This window comes from Streptomyces sp. NPDC057486, from assembly GCF_042802415.1.
In the GTDB taxonomy this organism is placed as follows: domain Bacteria; phylum Actinomycetota; class Actinomycetes; order Streptomycetales; family Streptomycetaceae; genus Streptomyces; species Streptomyces yanii.
In genome coordinates this window covers 16,623-34,320 of sequence record NZ_JBHVEE010000108.1, presented here as the reverse complement: position 1 = coordinate 34,320, position 17,698 = coordinate 16,623, and the positions used below count along the sequence as shown (strand labels likewise).

General features: G+C 69.4%; 13 protein-coding genes and 6 pseudogenes. 11 read left to right on the top strand and 8 right to left on the bottom strand.

Annotated elements, in window-relative coordinates; genetic code table 11:
* The first annotated feature begins 181 nt into the window (after nt 1-181).
* Nucleotides 182-1,288, top strand: coding sequence for a globin domain-containing protein (locus ACFU6I_RS35445; protein ID WP_384374494.1), 1,107 nt, complete (start codon nt 182-184; stop codon nt 1,286-1,288).
* Between the two features lie 10 nt (nt 1,289-1,298).
* Nucleotides 1,299-1,865, top strand: a complete 567-nt coding sequence (locus ACFU6I_RS35440; protein WP_384374491.1) for a DivIVA domain-containing protein — start codon at nt 1,299-1,301, stop codon at nt 1,863-1,865.
* A 294-nt stretch (nt 1,866-2,159) separates the two neighbouring features.
* On the opposite strand, the pseudogene ACFU6I_RS35435 reads toward ACFU6I_RS35440, so the two are convergent.
* A pseudogene (locus ACFU6I_RS35435) lies at nt 2,160-2,321 on the bottom strand (IS1380 family transposase); the annotation flags it as partial.
* A 78-nt stretch (nt 2,322-2,399) separates the two neighbouring features.
* On the opposite strand from ACFU6I_RS35435, the gene ACFU6I_RS35430 reads away from it, so the two are divergent.
* Both ACFU6I_RS35430 and ACFU6I_RS35425 read left to right on the top strand, forming a co-directional pair.
* The gene (locus ACFU6I_RS35430) at nt 2,400-2,597 is read left to right on the top strand and encodes a hypothetical protein (RefSeq protein WP_384374488.1); all 198 of its coding nucleotides are present in this window, start codon (nt 2,400-2,402) and stop codon (nt 2,595-2,597) included.
* A 214-nt stretch (nt 2,598-2,811) separates the two neighbouring features.
* The gene (locus tag ACFU6I_RS35425; RefSeq protein WP_384374485.1) at nt 2,812-4,725 is read left to right on the top strand and encodes a propionyl-CoA synthetase; all 1,914 of its coding nucleotides are present in this window, start codon (nt 2,812-2,814) and stop codon (nt 4,723-4,725) included.
* Between the two features lie 69 nt (nt 4,726-4,794).
* Here ACFU6I_RS35425 and ACFU6I_RS35420 read toward each other — a convergent pair whose 3' ends face one another.
* The 3 genes and pseudogenes from ACFU6I_RS35420 to ACFU6I_RS35410 form a co-directional block, all read right to left on the bottom strand.
* Nucleotides 4,795-5,172 carry a DUF6009 family protein gene (locus ACFU6I_RS35420; protein ID WP_384374482.1) on the bottom strand — a complete coding sequence of 126 codons (378 nt, stop codon included), beginning with the start codon at nt 5,170-5,172 and terminating at the stop codon, nt 4,795-4,797.
* A gap of 195 nt (nt 5,173-5,367) precedes the next feature.
* The gene (locus ACFU6I_RS35415) at nt 5,368-6,909 is read right to left on the bottom strand and encodes a phage/plasmid primase, P4 family (protein WP_384374479.1); all 1,542 of its coding nucleotides are present in this window, start codon (nt 6,907-6,909) and stop codon (nt 5,368-5,370) included.
* Nucleotides 6,910-6,932: 23 nt separating this feature from the next.
* A pseudogene (locus tag ACFU6I_RS35410) lies at nt 6,933-7,553 on the bottom strand (bifunctional DNA primase/polymerase); the annotation flags it as partial.
* A gap of 344 nt (nt 7,554-7,897) precedes the next feature.
* Between ACFU6I_RS35410 and ACFU6I_RS35405 the strand changes: the two are divergent.
* The 3 genes and pseudogenes from ACFU6I_RS35405 to ACFU6I_RS35395 form a co-directional block, all read left to right on the top strand.
* A pseudogene (locus tag ACFU6I_RS35405) lies at nt 7,898-8,214 on the top strand (transposase); the annotation flags it as partial.
* A gap of 213 nt (nt 8,215-8,427) precedes the next feature.
* Nucleotides 8,428-8,988 (top strand): hypothetical protein, encoded by a 561-nt coding sequence (locus tag ACFU6I_RS35400; protein ID WP_384374503.1) that lies wholly within the window; start codon nt 8,428-8,430, stop codon nt 8,986-8,988.
* Nucleotides 8,989-9,232: 244 nt separating this feature from the next.
* Nucleotides 9,233-9,406, top strand: a complete 174-nt coding sequence (locus ACFU6I_RS35395) for a hypothetical protein (protein ID WP_384374476.1) — start codon at nt 9,233-9,235, stop codon at nt 9,404-9,406.
* A gap of 615 nt (nt 9,407-10,021) precedes the next feature.
* Here the strand turns inward: ACFU6I_RS35395 and ACFU6I_RS35390 are convergent.
* Together ACFU6I_RS35390 and ACFU6I_RS35385 are read right to left on the bottom strand one after the other, a co-directional pair.
* Nucleotides 10,022-11,818: a S8 family serine peptidase gene (locus tag ACFU6I_RS35390; RefSeq protein WP_384374474.1), complete on the bottom strand. Its 1,797-nt coding sequence runs from the start codon at nt 11,816-11,818 to the stop codon at nt 10,022-10,024.
* A 205-nt stretch (nt 11,819-12,023) separates the two neighbouring features.
* A complete protein-coding gene (locus ACFU6I_RS35385) occupies nt 12,024-12,566 on the bottom strand; it encodes a hypothetical protein (protein WP_384374471.1) in 543 nt (180 codons plus the stop codon).
* 699 nt (nt 12,567-13,265) lie between these two features.
* Here ACFU6I_RS35385 and ACFU6I_RS35380 point away from each other — a divergent pair.
* Nucleotides 13,266-13,686 (top strand): annotated as a pseudogene (locus ACFU6I_RS35380) (hypothetical protein); the annotation flags it as partial.
* An 8-nt stretch (nt 13,687-13,694) separates the two neighbouring features.
* Here ACFU6I_RS35380 and ACFU6I_RS35375 read toward each other — a convergent pair.
* Nucleotides 13,695-14,783, bottom strand: coding sequence for a YbfB/YjiJ family MFS transporter (locus ACFU6I_RS35375; RefSeq protein WP_384374500.1), 1,089 nt, complete (start codon nt 14,781-14,783; stop codon nt 13,695-13,697).
* Between the two features lie 234 nt (nt 14,784-15,017).
* Here ACFU6I_RS35375 and ACFU6I_RS35370 point away from each other — a divergent pair, with 234 nt between their 5' ends.
* A complete protein-coding gene (locus ACFU6I_RS35370) occupies nt 15,018-15,869 on the top strand; it encodes a LysR family transcriptional regulator (protein WP_384374468.1) in 852 nt (283 codons plus the stop codon).
* Nucleotides 15,870-15,998: 129 nt separating this feature from the next.
* Nucleotides 15,999-16,352: pseudogene (locus ACFU6I_RS35365) on the top strand (MBL fold metallo-hydrolase); the annotation flags it as partial.
* Between the two features lie 133 nt (nt 16,353-16,485).
* Here ACFU6I_RS35365 and ACFU6I_RS35360 read toward each other — a convergent pair.
* Nucleotides 16,486-16,682 (bottom strand): annotated as a pseudogene (locus tag ACFU6I_RS35360) (hypothetical protein); the annotation flags it as partial.
* Nucleotides 16,683-16,989: 307 nt separating this feature from the next.
* Here ACFU6I_RS35360 and ACFU6I_RS35355 point away from each other — a divergent pair.
* A complete protein-coding gene (locus tag ACFU6I_RS35355) occupies nt 16,990-17,685 on the top strand; it encodes a hypothetical protein (RefSeq protein WP_384374465.1) in 696 nt (231 codons plus the stop codon).
* Nucleotides 17,686-17,698 lie beyond the last annotated feature (13 nt).

The following is a 17,698-nucleotide window of genomic DNA, read 5'->3' as shown; positions in this document are numbered from 1 at the left end:
CGTGTTGGTGTGTGGGCGGGGGTTCTCGGGCGTGACCCCCCGCGCGTGGGGGGGGGGGGGCCAGCCCGCCCCCAACTCCCCCTGCGGGGGTTCGCCCCCCCGCCCCCCGCCCCCCCACGGCTCCCGATCTTTGGAGGTCACCTCTGATGTCAGCCCCGATGTCAGCAACCGGAGGGCGGACGTGAGCGATTCCCAGGCGCTGAGAGATTCCTTCGCTCTCGTCGGCAAATCTGGGGACGAGGTGCCACGGTACTTCTACTCCTACTTGTTCCTCATCGCGCCGGAGGTCCGGCCGATGTTCCCGGTGGCCATGGGAGCGCAACGCGACCGGCTCGTCGCCGCCCTGGGCCGGATCGTCGCTGACGCGGACGACCCCGACCGGCTCCTGCCGTTCGTTCAGCAACTGGGCCGCGACCACCGCAGGTTCCAGGTGGTCGCTCAGCACTACGAGGCGGTGGGACAGGCGCTGCTGGCCACGCTGGCCTACTTCCTGGGCGAGGCGTGGACCCCGCAACTCCAGCGTGGCTGGACCGACGCCTACTCCCTGGTGGCTCGCACCATGGTTCAGGCCGCCGAAGCCGACAGCGTGGCAAATCCGGCCTGGTGGAACGCCCAGGTGGTGCGGCACGAGCAACGCGGCTTCGATCTTGCGGTGCTGACGCTGCGTCTGGACCAGCCGATGGCGTACCTGGCCGGGCAGTCCGTCATGGTGGAGACCCCGATGCTGCCGAGCACCTGGCGGCCCTACACCCCGGCCAACGCACAACGTGCTGACGGGACCGTCGAGTTCCATGTGCGCGCCGTCGACGGCGGCCTGGTCAGCCCGGCCCTGGTGTACGGGCTGCGCCAAGGTGACGTACTGCGCCTGGGAGCCCCGATCGGTGGCAGGCTCACCCTCCGGGCGTCCCGGGGCCGGGATCTGGTGCTGATCGCCGGGGGCACCGGTCTGGCCCCGCTGCGCGCCCTGATCGAAGAGCTCGCCCAGCAAGGTCCGCATCGCCGGGTCGACCTGTTCGTCGGAGCACGCGACAACCATGACCTGTACGACCTTCCCGCGCTCAGGCAACTGGCCCAGGCCCACCCGTGGCTTCGCGTCACACCGCTGGTCGGCGCCGATGCCGGCACCTTCGACAACCGCAGTCTCGCCGGCCCGGTCCTGCGCTCCGCCGGGTGGAATGGATGCTCCTTCTACATCTGCGGCTCGTCGGCCATGGTCTCTGCGACAGTGCGCGAACTGGCGGACGCAGGCATTGCCCACGACCTGCTGCACTATGAAGACGCTCGGTGATCGGAGACACGTGAACGAGACAGGAGCCCACCAGCCACAGGAACCGCGGGAGCCCCGGCTGACGCCCGAGGCACTGCGGTCGATGACCTTCCCCCGCGCCCCCCTGACCCGTCGTGGCTACAACGAAGATGCGGTGCACGACGCCGTGCGACGCTGCTCCCAGGTGCTGACCGAGCTCATGGAGGAGAACGACCGGCTCCGGGGGGACATGCAGCGACACCGGGACTGGATCCGGGCGAACAACATCGGCGACGGCAGCGGCCCCACGGGGGTACCGACCGTGGACGCCGTACTTCAGCAGGCCCGCGCCCAGCAGTCGGCCGAGCAGACCGTCTCCGCGGCCCGCGATCAGGCCCGCAACATGGTGCGGGCCGCCAGAGCGCAGGCCGAGGCGATCCTGCAACAGAGGTGGGAGCAGGCCACCCAGGCAAACGAAAGCGACCAGGAGGAGACCGAGCGGCTCATTACCTACCTGCGCCAGATCGCAGAGTCTCTGACCGTCACCGCGGACCAGTACGACACCAAGCGCCCCGCCACCTCCTCCCCGGCCGCATCCGCCACCCCAGACGGCACCTGACCGGCGCACACCGCGAACAGGCGCCGGGTCAGCGGGTGTCCTCCGGGGAAGAGCCGGGGGACGTCGTCCCGGGTGCCGATCCTGGTCTTGCCACGTCGGGTCGCGACGATCTCGCGGACCAAGGCAGCCAGCGGCGCCGGGAGGTTGACAGGCGAGGTTCCGAAGGTGATCTCGACGGTCTCACAGGAGACGCCGACGTTGTCGACGGTGAGTTGGCGAATGGTCGCGATCTTCTGTGCGTAGAGGATCAGCAGCAGTCCGGCGACGGGGTCCGCGGTGGGCAGGGGGTGTCGTGGCGGCGGTGTCACTGCCCGCGTTGCCGGGTCTCAGCAGACCCGCCACCGGCTCCCCGCTTCCGGCGTTGCCGTGGGCGACGAACCCCATCCAAGGGTGGTGTCCGAAGGTCTCCTGACAGGTCGCGGTGGCGTCCTGCTTCTCCGAGTGCGCGGGCACGAGCACCCTCGTCCGGGTTCATGGTCACCAGCCCGCCAGGTCATCGAGGCGTCGGTGCGGGCCGTCTGCGGTCACATCACAATGGGCGCGATCACCCACTACGAGGTGCCCGGCATCGGCGCCCTCAACTTCGTACTCAAGGAGGTCCTCGAGCGCGGCCGGTCCCGGACCATCGCCTTCGAGGAGTCCGGAAAGGTAATCTCGTCACTCATGCGGACGGTACCGATCCAGGTCCCCGCCGACTACGTCGGCCGTGACGGTCAGGAGGTGGGTGTGTGACCCACTCCGCGACCTGCTCCACCGTCCGGCTCGGTTCAAGTACAGGCTGGTCTCGCGACCGCCTCGACGCCGCCCTCGACCTGGTGACCCGAGGTGACCCTGCACAAGCACTGAGGGGTGCCCTTCGTCCATCGGCCTCCGTCTGAGGAAGGGCCACCGGCAGCGCAACAACCGACCATCCGACCAGCGGCATCGCAATACTGGGGGTCCCAGGATGAATGCGAAGGCGTACGAAGATGTTTTCCGGGCCAGCGTGGAGGACCGGGAGGGGTTCTGGTTGCGGGCGGCGGAAGCGCTCGACTGGCGCAAGGCACCGACGCAGGCCCTCGACAACTCGAACCCGCCCTTCTACCGCTGGTTCCCTGATGGGGAGATCAACGTCGCGCACAACGCGCTGGACCGGCACGTCAATGCCGGCCGCGGCGACCAGGCCGCGCTGATCTACGACTCTCCGGTCACCGGCACCAAGCGGACCTACACCTACGCCCGGCTGCGCGACGAGGTGGCCACCTTCGCGGGGGTGCTCCGCGATCTCGGCGTCGGGCCCGGGGACCGCGTGGTGATCTACATGCCGATGGTCCCCGAGGCCGCGATCGCGATGCTCGCCTGCGCCCGTCTCGGCGCGGTGCACTCGGTGGTGTTCGGCGGGTTCGCGGCCAAGGAGCTCGCGGTCCGGATCGACGACGCCGCGCCGAAGGTCGTCGTGTCGGCCTCGTGCGGGATCGAGGGCAAGCGGGTCATCGAGTACAAGCCGCTGCTGAACAAGGCCATCGAGCTGGCGGCGCACAAGCCCGAGAAGCAGGTCATCCTGCAGCGTCCGCAGGCCGAGGCGGCGATGGGCCCGGACGACGTGGACTGGGCCGACGCCGTCGGGAAGGCCTCCCCCGCCGATCCGGTGCCTGTGAAGTCGACGGACCCCCTCTACGTGCTCTACACCTCCGGCACCACGGGCAAGCCCAAGGGCGTGGTCCGCGACGGTGGTGGGTACGCGACCGCGCTGGCCTGGTCGATGCTCAACGTCTACGACGTCGGCCCCGGCCAGACAATCTTCACCGCGTCCGACGTCGGCTGGGTCGTCGGGCACTCCTACATCGTCTACGCGCCGCTGCTGGCCGGGGCGACCACGGTGCTCTACGAGGGCAAGCCAATCGGCACCCCGGACGCCGGGCAGTTCTGGCGGGTCATGTCCGAGTACGGCGTGCGCAGCATGTTCACCGCGCCGACCGCGTTCCGGGCCTTGAAGAAGGAGGACCCGGAGGGCGACTACGCGAAGAAGTACGACCTGTCCGGGTTGAAGTACCTGTTCCTGGCCGGGGAGCGTCTCGACCCGGAGACCTACCGCTGGGCGTCGGAGCTGCTGGGCATCCCGGTGATCGACCACTGGTGGCAGACCGAGACCGGCTGGCCGATCGTCGCGAACCCGGCCGGCATCGAACTGCTGGAGATCAAGCCCGGCTCGCCGACCCGCCCGTTGCCGGGGTGGGACATCCAGGTCCTCGACATCGACGGCCGCCGTGTCCCGGCCGGCGAGGACGGCGCGATCGTCGCCAAGCTGCCACTCCCGCCGGGCGCGTTCCCGACCCTGTGGAACGACGACGAGCGGTTCGTGAAGTCCTACATGTCGGCCTTCGAGGGCTACTACCTCACCGGCGACGGTGGCCGGATCGACGAGGACGGCTACGTGTTCGTCATGGGTCGCACCGACGACGTCATCAACGTCGCCGGGCACCGCCTCTCGACCGGAGGGATGGAGGAGGTCCTCGCCAGCCACCCCGATGTGGCCGAGTGCGCGGTCATCGGCGTTGCCGACCGGATGAAAGGCCAGATCCCGCGCGGGTTCGTGGTGCTCAAGAGCGGTGTCATGGATCGAGAAGGAGCCTCCGCGGAGGGCTACGAGGACACGCTGCGCGCCGAGCTGGTCCAGATGGTGCGCGATCAGGTCGGTGCCGTGGCCTCGCTCAAGGAGGTCGCGATCGTCCCGGCGCTGCCCAAGACCCGCTCCGGGAAGATCCTGCGCAAGACCATGCGCAACATCGCCGACGGTCTCGACGAGCCGGTGCCCTCCACCATCGACGACGCCTCGGTCCTCGACACCCTCCGCCCAGTCCTACGTTCAGAGCGAGCGTGACGACACCGCTCAGGGACCGCGCTGAGAACGTCGGCGGATCTCGGTCGCCGTCGGCGTCCGGTGGGTTTGTCAGGCTGTGGCTACGGCAGCGGGGCCGTGTTGGGAGCGGGGGGTTTTCGCGCCGGGCTTTTTGGGCTCGATCGTGCGGGGGTCGACGGCTTCGCCGGGGGCGCCTTCGCGGTAGACGCCGTCCGGGTGGCTGTCGCGGTCGTGCGGGAGGACGAAGAGGACGCGGCGCTTGTACAGGCCGCTGTCGGGGTCGGGCTCGGCGGTGTCGTCGAGAACGGCGTAGCCGACCATGCGTCCGTCGCGGGCGTAGGGGGGCTTGGTGTTGCGGCGCTTGGTCTTGTCCAGCGCCTGGCGGACGTAGTCGAGGTTCTCGGAGTCCTCCAGCCACACCACCCTTTGCTCGTGGGTGAGGTCGCTTGCGGTCAACAGCGAGCTCATCGCTCCAGCCCCTCCTTCGTCGGTCGGCTCCTTGTGGGAGTTGTGGCCTGGCGTGTGTGTGTCGTGCTGCCTCGCGCGCATCGGGGTGGCGGCGGGGCAGTGTGCGGGGGCCGCCGTGAGCGGGATCTGGTGTTCATCGTAGAGCGGCCGCGGGGCCGGGCGTACGGCGTGGGGTGTGTGTGAGGGTGGGTTTGGTCATGCGTCTTCCAGGAGGGCGATGCCGGGGTAGTACTTGCGGCCGTTGGATTTGATCATGTCGGCGGGTGAGCCGAGGTTGAGTTCCTGGCGGACGCGTGTGGCGAAGACGCGGGCGGTGGCGGCGCGCACTCCCTCGCCGGCGTTGCACCAGGAGGTGTATTCGGCGTAGAGCAGGCCTTGTTCGACGCGCACGTCGGTGCCGGTGTCGGTGTCGCGGGTGCAGCATTCGGTCAGGAAGCGGCCGATGTGGTCTTCGGTGGTGGCATAGGCGCTGGTGGCGATGCGGACGCGGTCGGGGCCTTCGAGGGGGTCGCGTGTGGCGAGGTAGCGGCGGGCGCCTTCGATGAGCCACTGCAGGATGCCGGGGCCCTCGTCGCGGACGAGTTCGAAGGCGAGGTTGTCGATGCGGCGCTGGGCGGGGACGACCTGGGTGAAGGGGATCAGGCGGATGCGGCGCCAGAACGCGAAGCCGCCGGTGGAGACTTCGGGGCGGTGGTTGCCGAGCAGCCACAGGTGGTGGGTGGGGGTGAAGGAGAAGTAGTCCTGCCTCATTCGGCGGGCCTTGATCTTGTCGCCGCCGGTGAGCAGGCGGACGCGGGCCTCGTCGAACTTGTCGTTCGGCTTCAGCTCGCTGCACACGATCAGGCGGCGGCCGTGGAGTTCGGTGAGTTCGGTGGAGTGCTCGGAGAAGGCGCCGCGGTCCATGAGGAAGCCGGGCGGGGCGGCGTCCGCGTAGTCGCCCAGGATCTGGATCATGGTGTCGAGCAGGACGGACTTTCCGTTCTTGCCCTCGCCGTGGAGGAACGGCAGGACCTGGGCGCCGACGTCGCCGGTGATGGAGTAGCCGAGCAGGAGGTGCAGGAAGTCGATCGTCTCCTGGCCTTCGGCGTCGTCACCGAAGGTGTCGGCCAGGAACGTGTACCAGCGGGGGGTGTCCATGGGCTGGGGCGCGACGCTGGTGGCGCGGGAGTGGAAGTCGCGTGAGGGGTCGGGTTTGCGCAGCCGTCCGGTGTGGAGGTCGACGACGCCGTCCGGGGTGCACAGGGCGTAGGGGTCGCCGTCGAGGGTGTCGGGGTCGACTGATAGGTCCGGAGATGCCTTGGCCTGGGTGAGGAGGGCTTTCATCCCGGCGGTGGAGAGAGTCTTCTTCTTGTGGTGGGCGAGTTCACGTTCGCTGAAGATGCCGCGAGGGTCGGTCTCGGGCATGCCTTCGGCCATCTCACCGGCTGCCCACAGCGCGGATTTCTCACCGCCGGTGCGCTTCCAGCGGTAGCCGTCCCATGCGAACCAGCCCAGGCCCTCGACGTGCCGGAACTGGTCGCGGTAGAGCTGGACGAACAGGCGGGCGTTTCCGCGGTCGCTGAGCGAATGAGGGAGCAGGGCAGGCTGAGTAGTCCGGGCCGGGGACTGCCCAGGTGCGCTGGGGACTGCGGTCCGGACGGGCAGCGGGGTGGAGGTGGGCTCTGCCTCCTGGACGTCGAGCATCTGCTGAGCGGCTGCCTGAGGATCGAACCGGGGCATGCTCTCGGCGCTGCTCATGGACGTCCTTCGAGGTGGAACGGTCGGGCGGGCCCGTGGGCTTCGTATCGGCCCTGGCTGGTGCGGGTGGTGGGCGCGATGATGTATCCGCCGTCAGCCCGTATGTCGACCTGCCAGGCCAAGGCCACTTTGGAGCTGGAGCCGGTCGAACAGCGCGGGTGCATCTCGGGGTGGGGGTTGCGGTACCAGATGTGCAGGCCGCCGGACGGGGTACGCACGCGCAGGGTGGTCTCGTCGTGGGCGGGGTCGGGCCGGCGGCGGTAGGCCGCCAGAAGGGCCGTAGTGTCGAAGTCGGAGGCGAGTCCGGCGAGGGTCACGGAGTCGGGGACAGGAGTGCCGGGCAGCAGTCGGCTGCGGTCAGGGACCGGCGCCGAGTGAGCGTCGACATCGATGACGACCAAGTCGGCCGGGCCACGGGCGACTCCGACACCTGCTGACGGGGTCGCGCTCCGCCAGGCGTCGATGTACTGCGGATTGGTTGTCGCCGGGTGGAAGCCGTGGCAGGGACGGCCGGCGGACAGGCAGGGACAGGACTTCACGTTGTGACGGTCCTCCCTGCATTCACGGCAGTTGGCTGCTGGGGTCTTGCGTCCAGGGGCGAGCGGGTGGACGGGCCGGCCCTGGGCAATGCACCAACGGGCCACAGCGTGCGGCGGCGAGGCCTTGGCGGAGGCGGCAGGCCGGCGGGTCTCACCGGGGCTCAGCACGCTGATTGTCCTTGTGGTGTCGTGGTTCGGTCCCCGAAGGAGAAAACATCAGGCCGTGCATGGTTGGTGGCGACACCTCAGGGACTGAAGGGACTGTAGTCCGGAAAAGGTGTAGAGGCAATGGCTCCAGGAATCCGACACATATCCCCATGTGCCGTTCTATCAGCTTCCATGGCCCCGTGAGCCCCTTCGCCGAGGAACCGGCGCAAGGGGCCGGTTGCACCCTTGGGCGTGATGTACGGGTTCGACCCGATTCAGAGGGTTGTTCCGGATTCGGGGATGACGCTCGGGCCGACACCGTTGAACTCGTCATCCCCAAGCTGAGGCAGGGCAGTTGCTTCCCGCACTGACTCACGAACGTCACTGCCGGGCCGGGCAGGCCCTGGTCTCGGTGGTTGCCACCGCCTACATGCTCGGCGTCTCCACCCGCCGGGTCGAGAAACTCGCAGAGCCCCTCGGAGTGACCGACCTGTCGAAGTCCCAGGTCAGCGCGATGGCCAAGCATCTCGATGAACAGGTAGCCGCCTTCCGCAACCGGCCGCTGGACGCCGGCCCCTGTACCGGCAACGACCCGGATACCGTCGGCGTCGCGGTGCGCGGGAAGGAAGCAGCGGGGCTACCCGTTCCCACAAGTCATCAGGCACAAGATCATCCGAAGCCTGCAGAACTCTGCCGCCCTCACGCCCAACTGCCGAGCCCCTCAAGCACCCTCGTTCTCGGCAAGCGCAGGGCCGCTCATCGGCGCGCCGTGGCACACTCCTTCCTTGATCGCGGGGGGGGCATGACCCCTGCGACCTGGGAGGGGACACCTATGAGCAGGACGAAGAGGGCCGCCGTCGTGGCCGCAGCGGTCATCGCGCTCGGAGCCACAAGCTGCGGCACGAGCGACATCAGTGCCGGCACCGGCACCGGAGCGACTGCCGCGCCGACGTCGGCGTCACCACGGCCTACGGGCACCGGGCCGCTCACGAAGGACGTCGTGCGCACCGACCTCGACACCGCAGCCGCCGACGCGGGCCTTCCGGCAAACGCACCGGAATTCGCCGACACGAACGCCGATGCTCCGGCCGGATCGGCGCAGGCGTGCGGCATCGGTTTCAAGGGCTTCGGCACCAAGGCCACCCCGGTCGACACGGCCCGCTTCGACAAGGTGGTGGACGAGCTGCGGGAACGCGACTGGCAGCAGCCCGGGGACCGCAAAGAGCGCAAGGGCACGGACGGGGCGGTCTACGAAGCCTTGGTCGTCCTCAAGCAGCGCGGCTGGAGGATGGTGGCGGAATACCGGAACCAGGGGGACGGCGTCATCACCCTCATGGCCTTCGACGTCACATGCATGAAGGAGAACGGCACCGGCACGAGCCCGCTCGGCTGACCGGCCACCCTCGCGCAGGAGGGAACCGGCAGATGCCTGTGTTCGCCGGGACCCGGGCGGGCGTAAATCACGGCAGCCATGCCGGGGCGCCCGGGCTGCGGCGCCGCGTGGCGGCCGTGGTCGTGGCGCCTGGGCGTCGACGGTGCAGGGTTGGGCGGTGTGTGGGTGGCGGTGTCCGCGTTGGTGGCCATGATCCGCTGCACCCGCCGACGGATCGCTCCGTCGTTCGCCGGCCAGGCGCACGGTGACGTCACCGAAGCCGACCTCCGCCTCATGGCCGGGCAGGTGGGTCGAGGGCAAGCAGGCGACCACCAACCTCAAGCGCTGGCACCACGTCCACGACCTCCTCGATCGGGGCGTGGGCCTGCTGGAATGCGCCAGGCTCCTGAACCTGGCACTGAACACCGTCAAGCGCTAAGCACGTGTCCCGGAACCCGAGCGGCTCATCCGCGCCCCCAAGTACCGGCCCACGCTGGTGGATCCCTACCGCGACCACCTGCGCCGACGCCGCGAGGATGACCCGGCCGTCCCGTCGTGCACCTGTTCCGGGAGATTAAGGAACTCGGCTACCCAGGAAGCCTCAACCTCCTCCACAAGTACATCAACCAGGGCCGCGCCGAAGCCGACGGCCCAGCGCTCTCACCGCGCCGGCCGGCCCGCTACCGCCTCACCCACTCCGACCACCTCAAAGACCACCAACGAGAACGGACCGATGCTGCCACCGCAGCCTGCCCGCAGATGAGTGCCCTCACCCGTCTCACCACACGTGCGCCACACTGCTGGAGCCCCGCGCCGTGGCAGCCCGACGCGTCGAGAGTTCCTGACCGCGCAAGCCGAGGGCATCATCGCCTGCGACTTCGTCCACCTCGACCGGGCTCAGGAGCATCCGGCGCCCGTGACCGGCCTGACCGCTCACCGACTCCGACGCGCCCGAGTGCTCGGCCGCGTCATCAACGAGTACCGATATGCAGCATGACCAGCAGCGACGAGTTTCCGAACGGCACAGGACGGAGTCTGTGACCGCGTCGCGCCGTCAGCCTTGCTGGTGCGCCGCCGCGTATCCCTCGGCCCGGTAGTCCTGCTGCCAACTGGCGGGGATACCGAGGGCGGTGGGAGCGTCGGCGATCCCGGCCCCCAGGCGGGGATCGGCGCCGGGCAGGGGCTGGCAGGCGGTACGCAGCAGCAGGTACAGCAGGTCGGCGCGGGCCGCGGTGCGGGGCACCGCCTGGGTGCGCAGGTGGTCGTGGTGGGCCAGCAGCAGCGCCGCCAGGCCGGTGACGTGCGCGGCGGCGATCGCCGTGCCGTCGACGGCGGCATAGCCGTCGCCGAGCGCGGTGGTGATGACCGCCGCGCCGGGCGCGACCAGGTCCACGCCGGGGCCGGTGGGGGTGAACGGTGCCGGGTAGGGGCCGGGCCACGGCGGCTGCACCGCGGTGAGCGGGCTGCTCACGGGATAGGTGCCGGTGTGCGCGATCGCCCCCACCGCCAGGACCCCCGGCAGCGCGGCCGGGAGGGTGAGAGGCCCGGCGGTGTCCCCGGCCGGGGCGATGACGCTGATGCCGGCGGCGTGCGCGTCGGCGAGTTTCCAGGCGGCCAGCTGGGATGGTACGGGGTAGGCGACGCTGATCTGGGCGATGTCGATGTCGTGGGTGATGCAGTAGTCGACCGCCTCGAGCAGGTCGCTGAGGTGCCCGCCAGGGAACAGTTTCAGGGCATGCACCTCGGCCTCCGCCGCGATCCCGGCGATGCCGGCGTTGTTGTCCGCCGCGGCGACGATGCCAGCACACCAGGTGCCGTGTCCGGTCACGTCGAGGCCCCAGGTGCCGTTTCCGGCGCCGGTGAAGTCGTGACCGTGCTCGACGGTGCTCTTGAGGTCCGGGTGGGCGGTGTTCACCCCCGAATCGAGCAGCGCGATCTTAATTCCGTCGCCGCGGTAGGTCGGCGGGATCTGGTTGAGCCGCATCGCCTGGCTGCCCCAGCCGGTGAGCGCCTTGCCGGGGAAGCCCTCGAAGGTGTCCGCCAGGGCCTGCACCGTAACTACCGCCTCCCCGTTGCCCGCGGGTTGGGGGGCGCCGGTGCGGCCTGGCCAGTAGCCGGCCACCGGGCGGACGTAGAGGGCCTGCAGGGTGTCTGGGGTGTCCGCGGCCAGGGTCAGCGTCAGCCGTCCGTCCGGGCCGGTGATGCCGTGCACGGGGCCGCCGGTGCCGATCGCCCACACATGCGCCCCGGCCACCGCATCCCCGTCACCGCCCACCACGCGCAGCGTGAACTGTTCGGGCTCCTCCAGCGTGACTGCCAGCATGGGGTCGATCACCGGCACCGGGCCCACACCCACGGAGGGGATGGGGGTGTAGGACAGCGGCTGGTCGATCTCCACGACCACCTGCGGGTTCCCGGCCAGGGCGCGGGCCCGCTCCTGGGGCATCTTCACCACCGCGACCGGGAGGCAGGCCGGATACGGCTCCGCGATCGCCCCCAACCCGCGCGACCGCGACGGGCGCACCTGCGCCACCGGTTCCACATCGGGGTCTTCCTCCAGCAGCTTGAACAGCGCCGAGGCCTCGATCGGCGGCACCCCACCGCCCAGCAGCCCCAGGGGCCGGGGCGCAACCAGGTAGCGGCCCCACCCCGCCCGCACACCCCGACCCGGCACACCGGCCTCCGACCGCTCGCGGCGTTCCCCGGCTGTGCGGCGTTCCCCGCCTGTGCCGCCCGGCCCGCCCGCGGCCAACGGCTGCTGTTCGGCCTCGCCCGCCGCGCCCTGCGCACGCGAGCTCTTCGCGCCCTTGCCGTTGCCCGGCTTCACACCGTTGCCGCCCTGCTCACTCATTCAGCCAACCGCCATCTCAACGTAAAGCGTCGTCGTACGCCCCGGATCTTCAGTGGCCGGCCGGGAAGCGGGCGTTCATGAGCTCCCCGGTCAGCGTCCCGCCGTGCCTGAGGCCCTCGCGTGCCACGGCGCGGCGGGGTATCCGGCCGGGCAGGCCCGCTCCTCACAGAGAGAAAAGGGAACGGGCGCTGCCCGACCGAGGTGCTCACATGCCCAGAGGCGACAGCTGCCCGTACTGCGGCTGCTGCCCGAACATCCCCTGGCCCGGGAACTGTCCGAGCTGGCCCTGCGGCTGCATGCCCGGGAACTGGCCGAACTGCTGCTGGCCGTAACCACCGCCCGACGGCTGCTGGCCCTGCTGGCTCTGCTGCACCAGCGTCAGGATCGCGGTCGGCAGCGCCTGCTGCACGGACTGCTCCACAGCGCTGCGCACGCCCTGGTGCAGAGTGTGGTGCAGCGCGACAGCCAGGTACGGGTGCGCCTGGTGGGCCAGGCCCTGCTGCTGCAGCTGCTGCTGGACCTGCTGGATCTGCTGCAGGCGCTGCGCGATCTGCTGGCTCGCCTGCTGGCACGCCTGCTGGATCGCCTGCTGGACCACCTGCGCGATCTGCTGCTGGCCGGTCTGGCCCCAGGGCTGCTGTTGGCCGTACTGCGACTGTGTGATCGGGGGCTGGCCGAACAGCTGCTGCTGGTTGTACGGCTGCTGGGTCTGCGGCTGGCTGATCTGCTGGGGGGTATAGACGGACATGCGGGACTCCTCCTTGAGCCTCTCGGTTTCGGAAGCACAGACGAGCGGCACGCCAAGAAAGCCAGCCTGCCGCCACCGAGCAGCAAAGCACCAACCGACCAAGAACACATTCCGGGACATACCGCCAAGCGACGGAGTCGAGTGACGGACGCGTTGACGATGCCCACGGCCGCAGCATCCGCCCTGCTCGTCCGGCCCGAGGCCGCATGGAAAGGGCGGGGAGAGCGGGGAGGTGGGCGCAGCGGAGAAGCTCGGCGCCGGGCCGCAACCGCCGACGGCCGCACCCCGTCCTCGTGCTTCGGTAGCACGGAGGATCTGGGCACGACTCGTGCGGCGCGATCGGCGCCGCGTGCGCCGCGCTGGAGGCGAGCACCCGAACCAGGACATTGCCCGCCGGCAACCGCACCGTCCCAGCACCTCTTCGAGCGGGTCTTCGCGGACCGGTCGAGGTTGAGCTCCTGGCTATCGGGCTGGCCCGTATCGCAGCCGAGGGCCTCCCGCGAGGGGAGAATCGCTCGGTCGGGCATCTCGAGGGCTGGCTCAGTGGCCTCGACGCCTAGGGGCGCAGTGGGGCGATGCGCGTGCCGTGGCGTCACCTGGGCCCCTGCGGCCGGCCGTAGTGCGTAGGCCTCGTCCCTGGCCCGGCGGGCGTGCTCCAGCTGATCGTCAGCCTGCTGCCGGTGCTCCAGTGCCAAGGAGAGCATGGTCGCGGTCGACCCGGCCTACACCTCCCGGTGGGGTGCCCAGCACTGGCAGAAGCCACTGACCACCCCGCACCGCACCATGTCCCGTCACGATGCCGCCGGCATCGCGATCGGGCGACGCTCCCTCGGGCACCCGGTCCGGGATGGGGGTATCCCCTGCTCGAACGGAGTTGAGAGCTTGGGGAAGGACGGCACCGCCCCCGCACGACCGGAGCGATCGTGCGGGGCATCGGACCGCCCAGGCCGGACCAGGTGACCGGGGGCGTGAGGGAACCCGCCCACCCACAACGGACCGGCCCCCTGGAGGGCCGTCACCGAACGGGACGCGAAAGCGGGAACCCAGCGCATCCAACACCGTCCGGGATGCGCCCGGTACGCAACAGTGGGTCCAGGACTCACTCACGCACACTGGATAGGAACGGTGTCATGCCGCGAGGTGGTGCGGGAAGCGAACGCAGACGGCGACGGACGCGACTGCGGCGGCGACGACCATAGCGCTACCGAGCAGGAGCGCCTGATGGTATCCGTGGCTGAGCAACGGGGCGGCGAGAAGCGGGCCGAGGATCTGCCCGGCGCTGTATCCGACGGTCAACAGGGCGACGGCCCGGGGCACTTGAAGATGGCTTCCGATGGACAGGGCGATCGTGCTGACGCCCATGAATGTGGCGCCGAACAGTACGGCGGACACGAGCGCGGGCGTGGCGCCGCCGAGCAGCGCCGGCAGAGCGATGCCGATGGCCTGGATGGTCAGCGAGGCCAGCAGGAGGGCCGGCCTGGACCAGCGACGGGCCAGCTGCGTCCACAGGGCGCAGGAGGGAAGGGCGGCGAGGCCGACCACGATCCAGGCTCCGCCGCCGAGCCAACCCTTGACGCTCTGTTGGATCGCGGCGACCAGGAAGGTACCGGCGATGATGTAGCCGATGCCCTCGAAGGTGTAGCTGGCGAGCAGCGAGAGGAACCAGCGGTGGGTGCGGGGCCGTTCGGCCTGGGCGGCTGCTGCGGAACTGACGGCCTCCGGCTGCGGGGCCAGGGGCCAGGCGAGTGCGGTGAGCACGGCCGCGAGCGCGGCGCAGGTCCACCAGGCGGCTTGCCAGGTGGACGCGGCCTGCGCGGCGACAACCAGCAGGCCGGACAGGGCGATTCCCGCACCGACCCCGCCGAAGGCCCAGCCGACCAGGTGATGGGCGTGTGCGCGAAGGCGGGAGAGCATCGCGCTGACGGCAATCACGAAGACCAGTGCGCTGGCGGCACCGGCCATGAGACGCAGGCCGAACCAGGCGGTGCCGTCGTGCGTGACCGGCATGAGTGCCAGCGTCAGCACCAGCACGACGAGCGAACCCCGCAGTGCCGCGGCCGACCGTACGACTGCGGGGGCGGCGATGCCGACCAGGGCGCCTGCGAGGTAGCCGATGAAGTTCGCCGTGGCCAGGTTCGCCCCGAGTGCCGAGGAGAGTCCGGCCTGCTCGTGCATGAGAGGAAGGATGGGGGTGTAGACGAACCTGCCGACTCCCATTCCCGCGGCGAGGGCGGCCGCCGCCCGGACAACGATCTTCCAGGGCGACTGCGTTCGCGGACAGGGCGGGGCCGATGCCTTCCCGGCTGTTGATGCCTTCACGGCTTGGGCGCCTTCCTGGGCGGCTTTAACGGGCCGATTTCGACTGTAGGCAGCGCACGCGCGGCTGTGAAATGCCGGTTACGCTGCTGCTATGCACCACAGGCATGGATGCACGAGAGGGGTGCAAGGGGCATGGATGTCGAACTCCGTCACCTGCGGGCCTTCACGTCTGTGGCCCGCCACCGCTCGTTCTCCCGTGCCGCCGAGGAACTGCTGATCACGCAGCCGGCGCTGAGTCGTACGATCGCGCAGCTGGAGGGGAATCTGAGCGTCCGCCTGCTCGACCGCTCCTCGCGGCACGTCGAACTGACGGACACCGGCGCGGAGTTCCTCGTCCACGCCGAACGGGTGCTCGCGACGCTGGACGAGGCCCTCGCCGTGGTGAGCCGTCGTGTCACGCTGCGGCTCGGTTTCAGTTGGCTGCTGCCCGACCCCTGGGCTCAGCAGGCCGTCAGCCGCTTCGAGGAGAGCACGGGGGCGTCGGTCGACCTGAGGCGGACCGACGATCCTCTCCAGGCGCTGCGCCGGCGCACCGTCGACATCGCGCTGATCCGGGGTGACGTCGACGTACCCAGACAGGCGTGCACCGTGCGCCTGTACGACGAGCCGCGCATCGCGGTGTGCTCCGAGCACTGCAAACTGGCCCGCCTCGGTCATCTGGACTGGTCGGACGTGCAGCACTGGCCGTTGGTCGTGAACACGGTCAGCGGCACCACCGGCCCCTGGTCGTGGCCGGTGGACCAGCGCCCGGCCCAGATCATTGAGACGTCCAACTACGACGAGTGGCTGGAGACGGTGGCCGCCAACCGCGGGATCGGCATCGTCCCCGAGGTCGCGCAGCGCCGCACCCAGCACCCCGCCCTCCGCTTCGTGCCCCTCACCGGCGCCCCGCCGAGCCCGGTCCGCCTCGTCTACCTGCCCGATGCCCAGCGCACGCTGATCCGCCGATTCCTGGACACAGCCCTCCGGACGAAAACGGAATGACGGTCGTGGCGATCTACCTTTGAGCTGCATCCATGCCTGATGTGCATGCATGCGTCGCCCCCGGCATTTCAGACGGAGCTGGGCGGCCGTTAGCGTCGTCGGTGACCGGACCATGCAGCGAGGACGACGATGAGCACGACGGGACTGTCCCGGCAGGAACACGCGATCACCGTCCTGGGCGGCCCTGCAGCCGTGATCGGCATCGGCATCGGTGGCCTGCGCATCGTCAACGATCCGCCCTTCGACGAACCCGGTCCTCACGGGTATCTCACCCGGACTGCCGGACCTGCTGTCGAGGAGGACAGGGTGGGGCCGGTCGACCTCGTTCTGGTTGGCCACGAAGAGCATGCGGACAACCTCGACGAGCGCGGCCGCGTGTTCGCGAAGACCGCCCCGCTGGTGCTCACCGGGCCCGTGGCCGCGAAGCGACTGCGACCACCGGCCGTCGAACTCCTCCCGTGGGCGAGCCACACCCTGCCGCGCCGGACGCCCGCGGAAACTTTTGCAGTCATCGATGCGTTTCTGACCTCCGACTGAGCCCGACAACCCTCGAGCCGGCTGTCAACGCGTGACGGCACCATCCGCTGAACCCGCGCCCAGCCATTAACTGATCGTTTCATAATGAGGTTCGGAGTCGTCTCAAGCAGATGATGCGGCAGGCGAGTTGGAGCAGGCCGAGATGGAGGTCGGCTCGTATCTCGTAGCGGATCCGGAGCCGCTCGTGGTGCTTGCTGCCCGGACGTGCGCGGTCGACCGGCGAAGGTCCGGTGTGAGCCCCCCTTTGAGAGCCCGGACATGAGAGCCATCGACTGAGCCGGGTCGCTCGAGTCGGGTCTCCTGCAGATGCTGGAAAGCAAAGTCGATCTCGCTGATGCACTCGTCGGAGAGACTGGCGGGCGGCAAAAGACCACCGGCCGAGGCGGCCGGAATGTTATCGAGCTTGCTATAGAGCAGTGGGATGATGCGGCGTGATCGGAAGGCCACGCGCCGCAAACTCCGCGAGCTCGAACTCGTGCTGCACAGCGCAGCCTTCGTGTCAGCCTGCGCCCTTCGATGCCCTGCGAACCTCGTCTCGAACGAACTTGACGTCAGTGTCACGACGACGTGCGACTCTGTCTCCATGGCCAGACATGAAGAAGCCTCCTCCAACGATGCATCCCGCGAGGAAGTGTCACTCACCAAGTTCGTTTCCCCGCGAAGCGAGGTCAATGGAGAGTCCGCGGGTGCACCTAGATACGCCAGGCTGATCGTGGCGGCGGGTGGTGCTTTGGTCGTCCTGGCGACTGCGGGCCTCTGGTTCGCGTGGCCCGTCACCGAGAGGAAGGAGTCGACGGCCTCTGTCCCCGTATCCGCCAGCATGGCCTCTTCTCGGTCTGCAGCCAACGTCGACGTCGCGCAGATATGCGAGGCCCTGACGAGCCCACAGCAAGTGGAACTCAGCATTCGCGATGCGTCACCGATGGACGAGGAGGAGGGCGGGGTCTCCTGCTACTTCCTGATGACAGATGAGGACGCCCCAACTGCTGCCGGGTACACGGTGAGCTACTTTCCGACGCGCGCCTCGCTGTTCCAGACCGTGGACGGCACCGACGTGATACCGGAGAAGCCCGAACCGATCATCGTCTCTGAACGACCCGCAGCGCGCCAAGTTACATACGGAGATACGTGGGCGGCGTCGGTCAGCGTCGATGCCGGCGGAAGCGCAGTTCTGTACGTCCAAGCCTACGGCCCGAAGGACACCACCACCGAAAACGATCTGAGGCGCAAGGCAGTGCAGGTAGCCGAGCACGCTCTGATCAACCTCCGCGTTCCCTGAGCCTGACTTGACG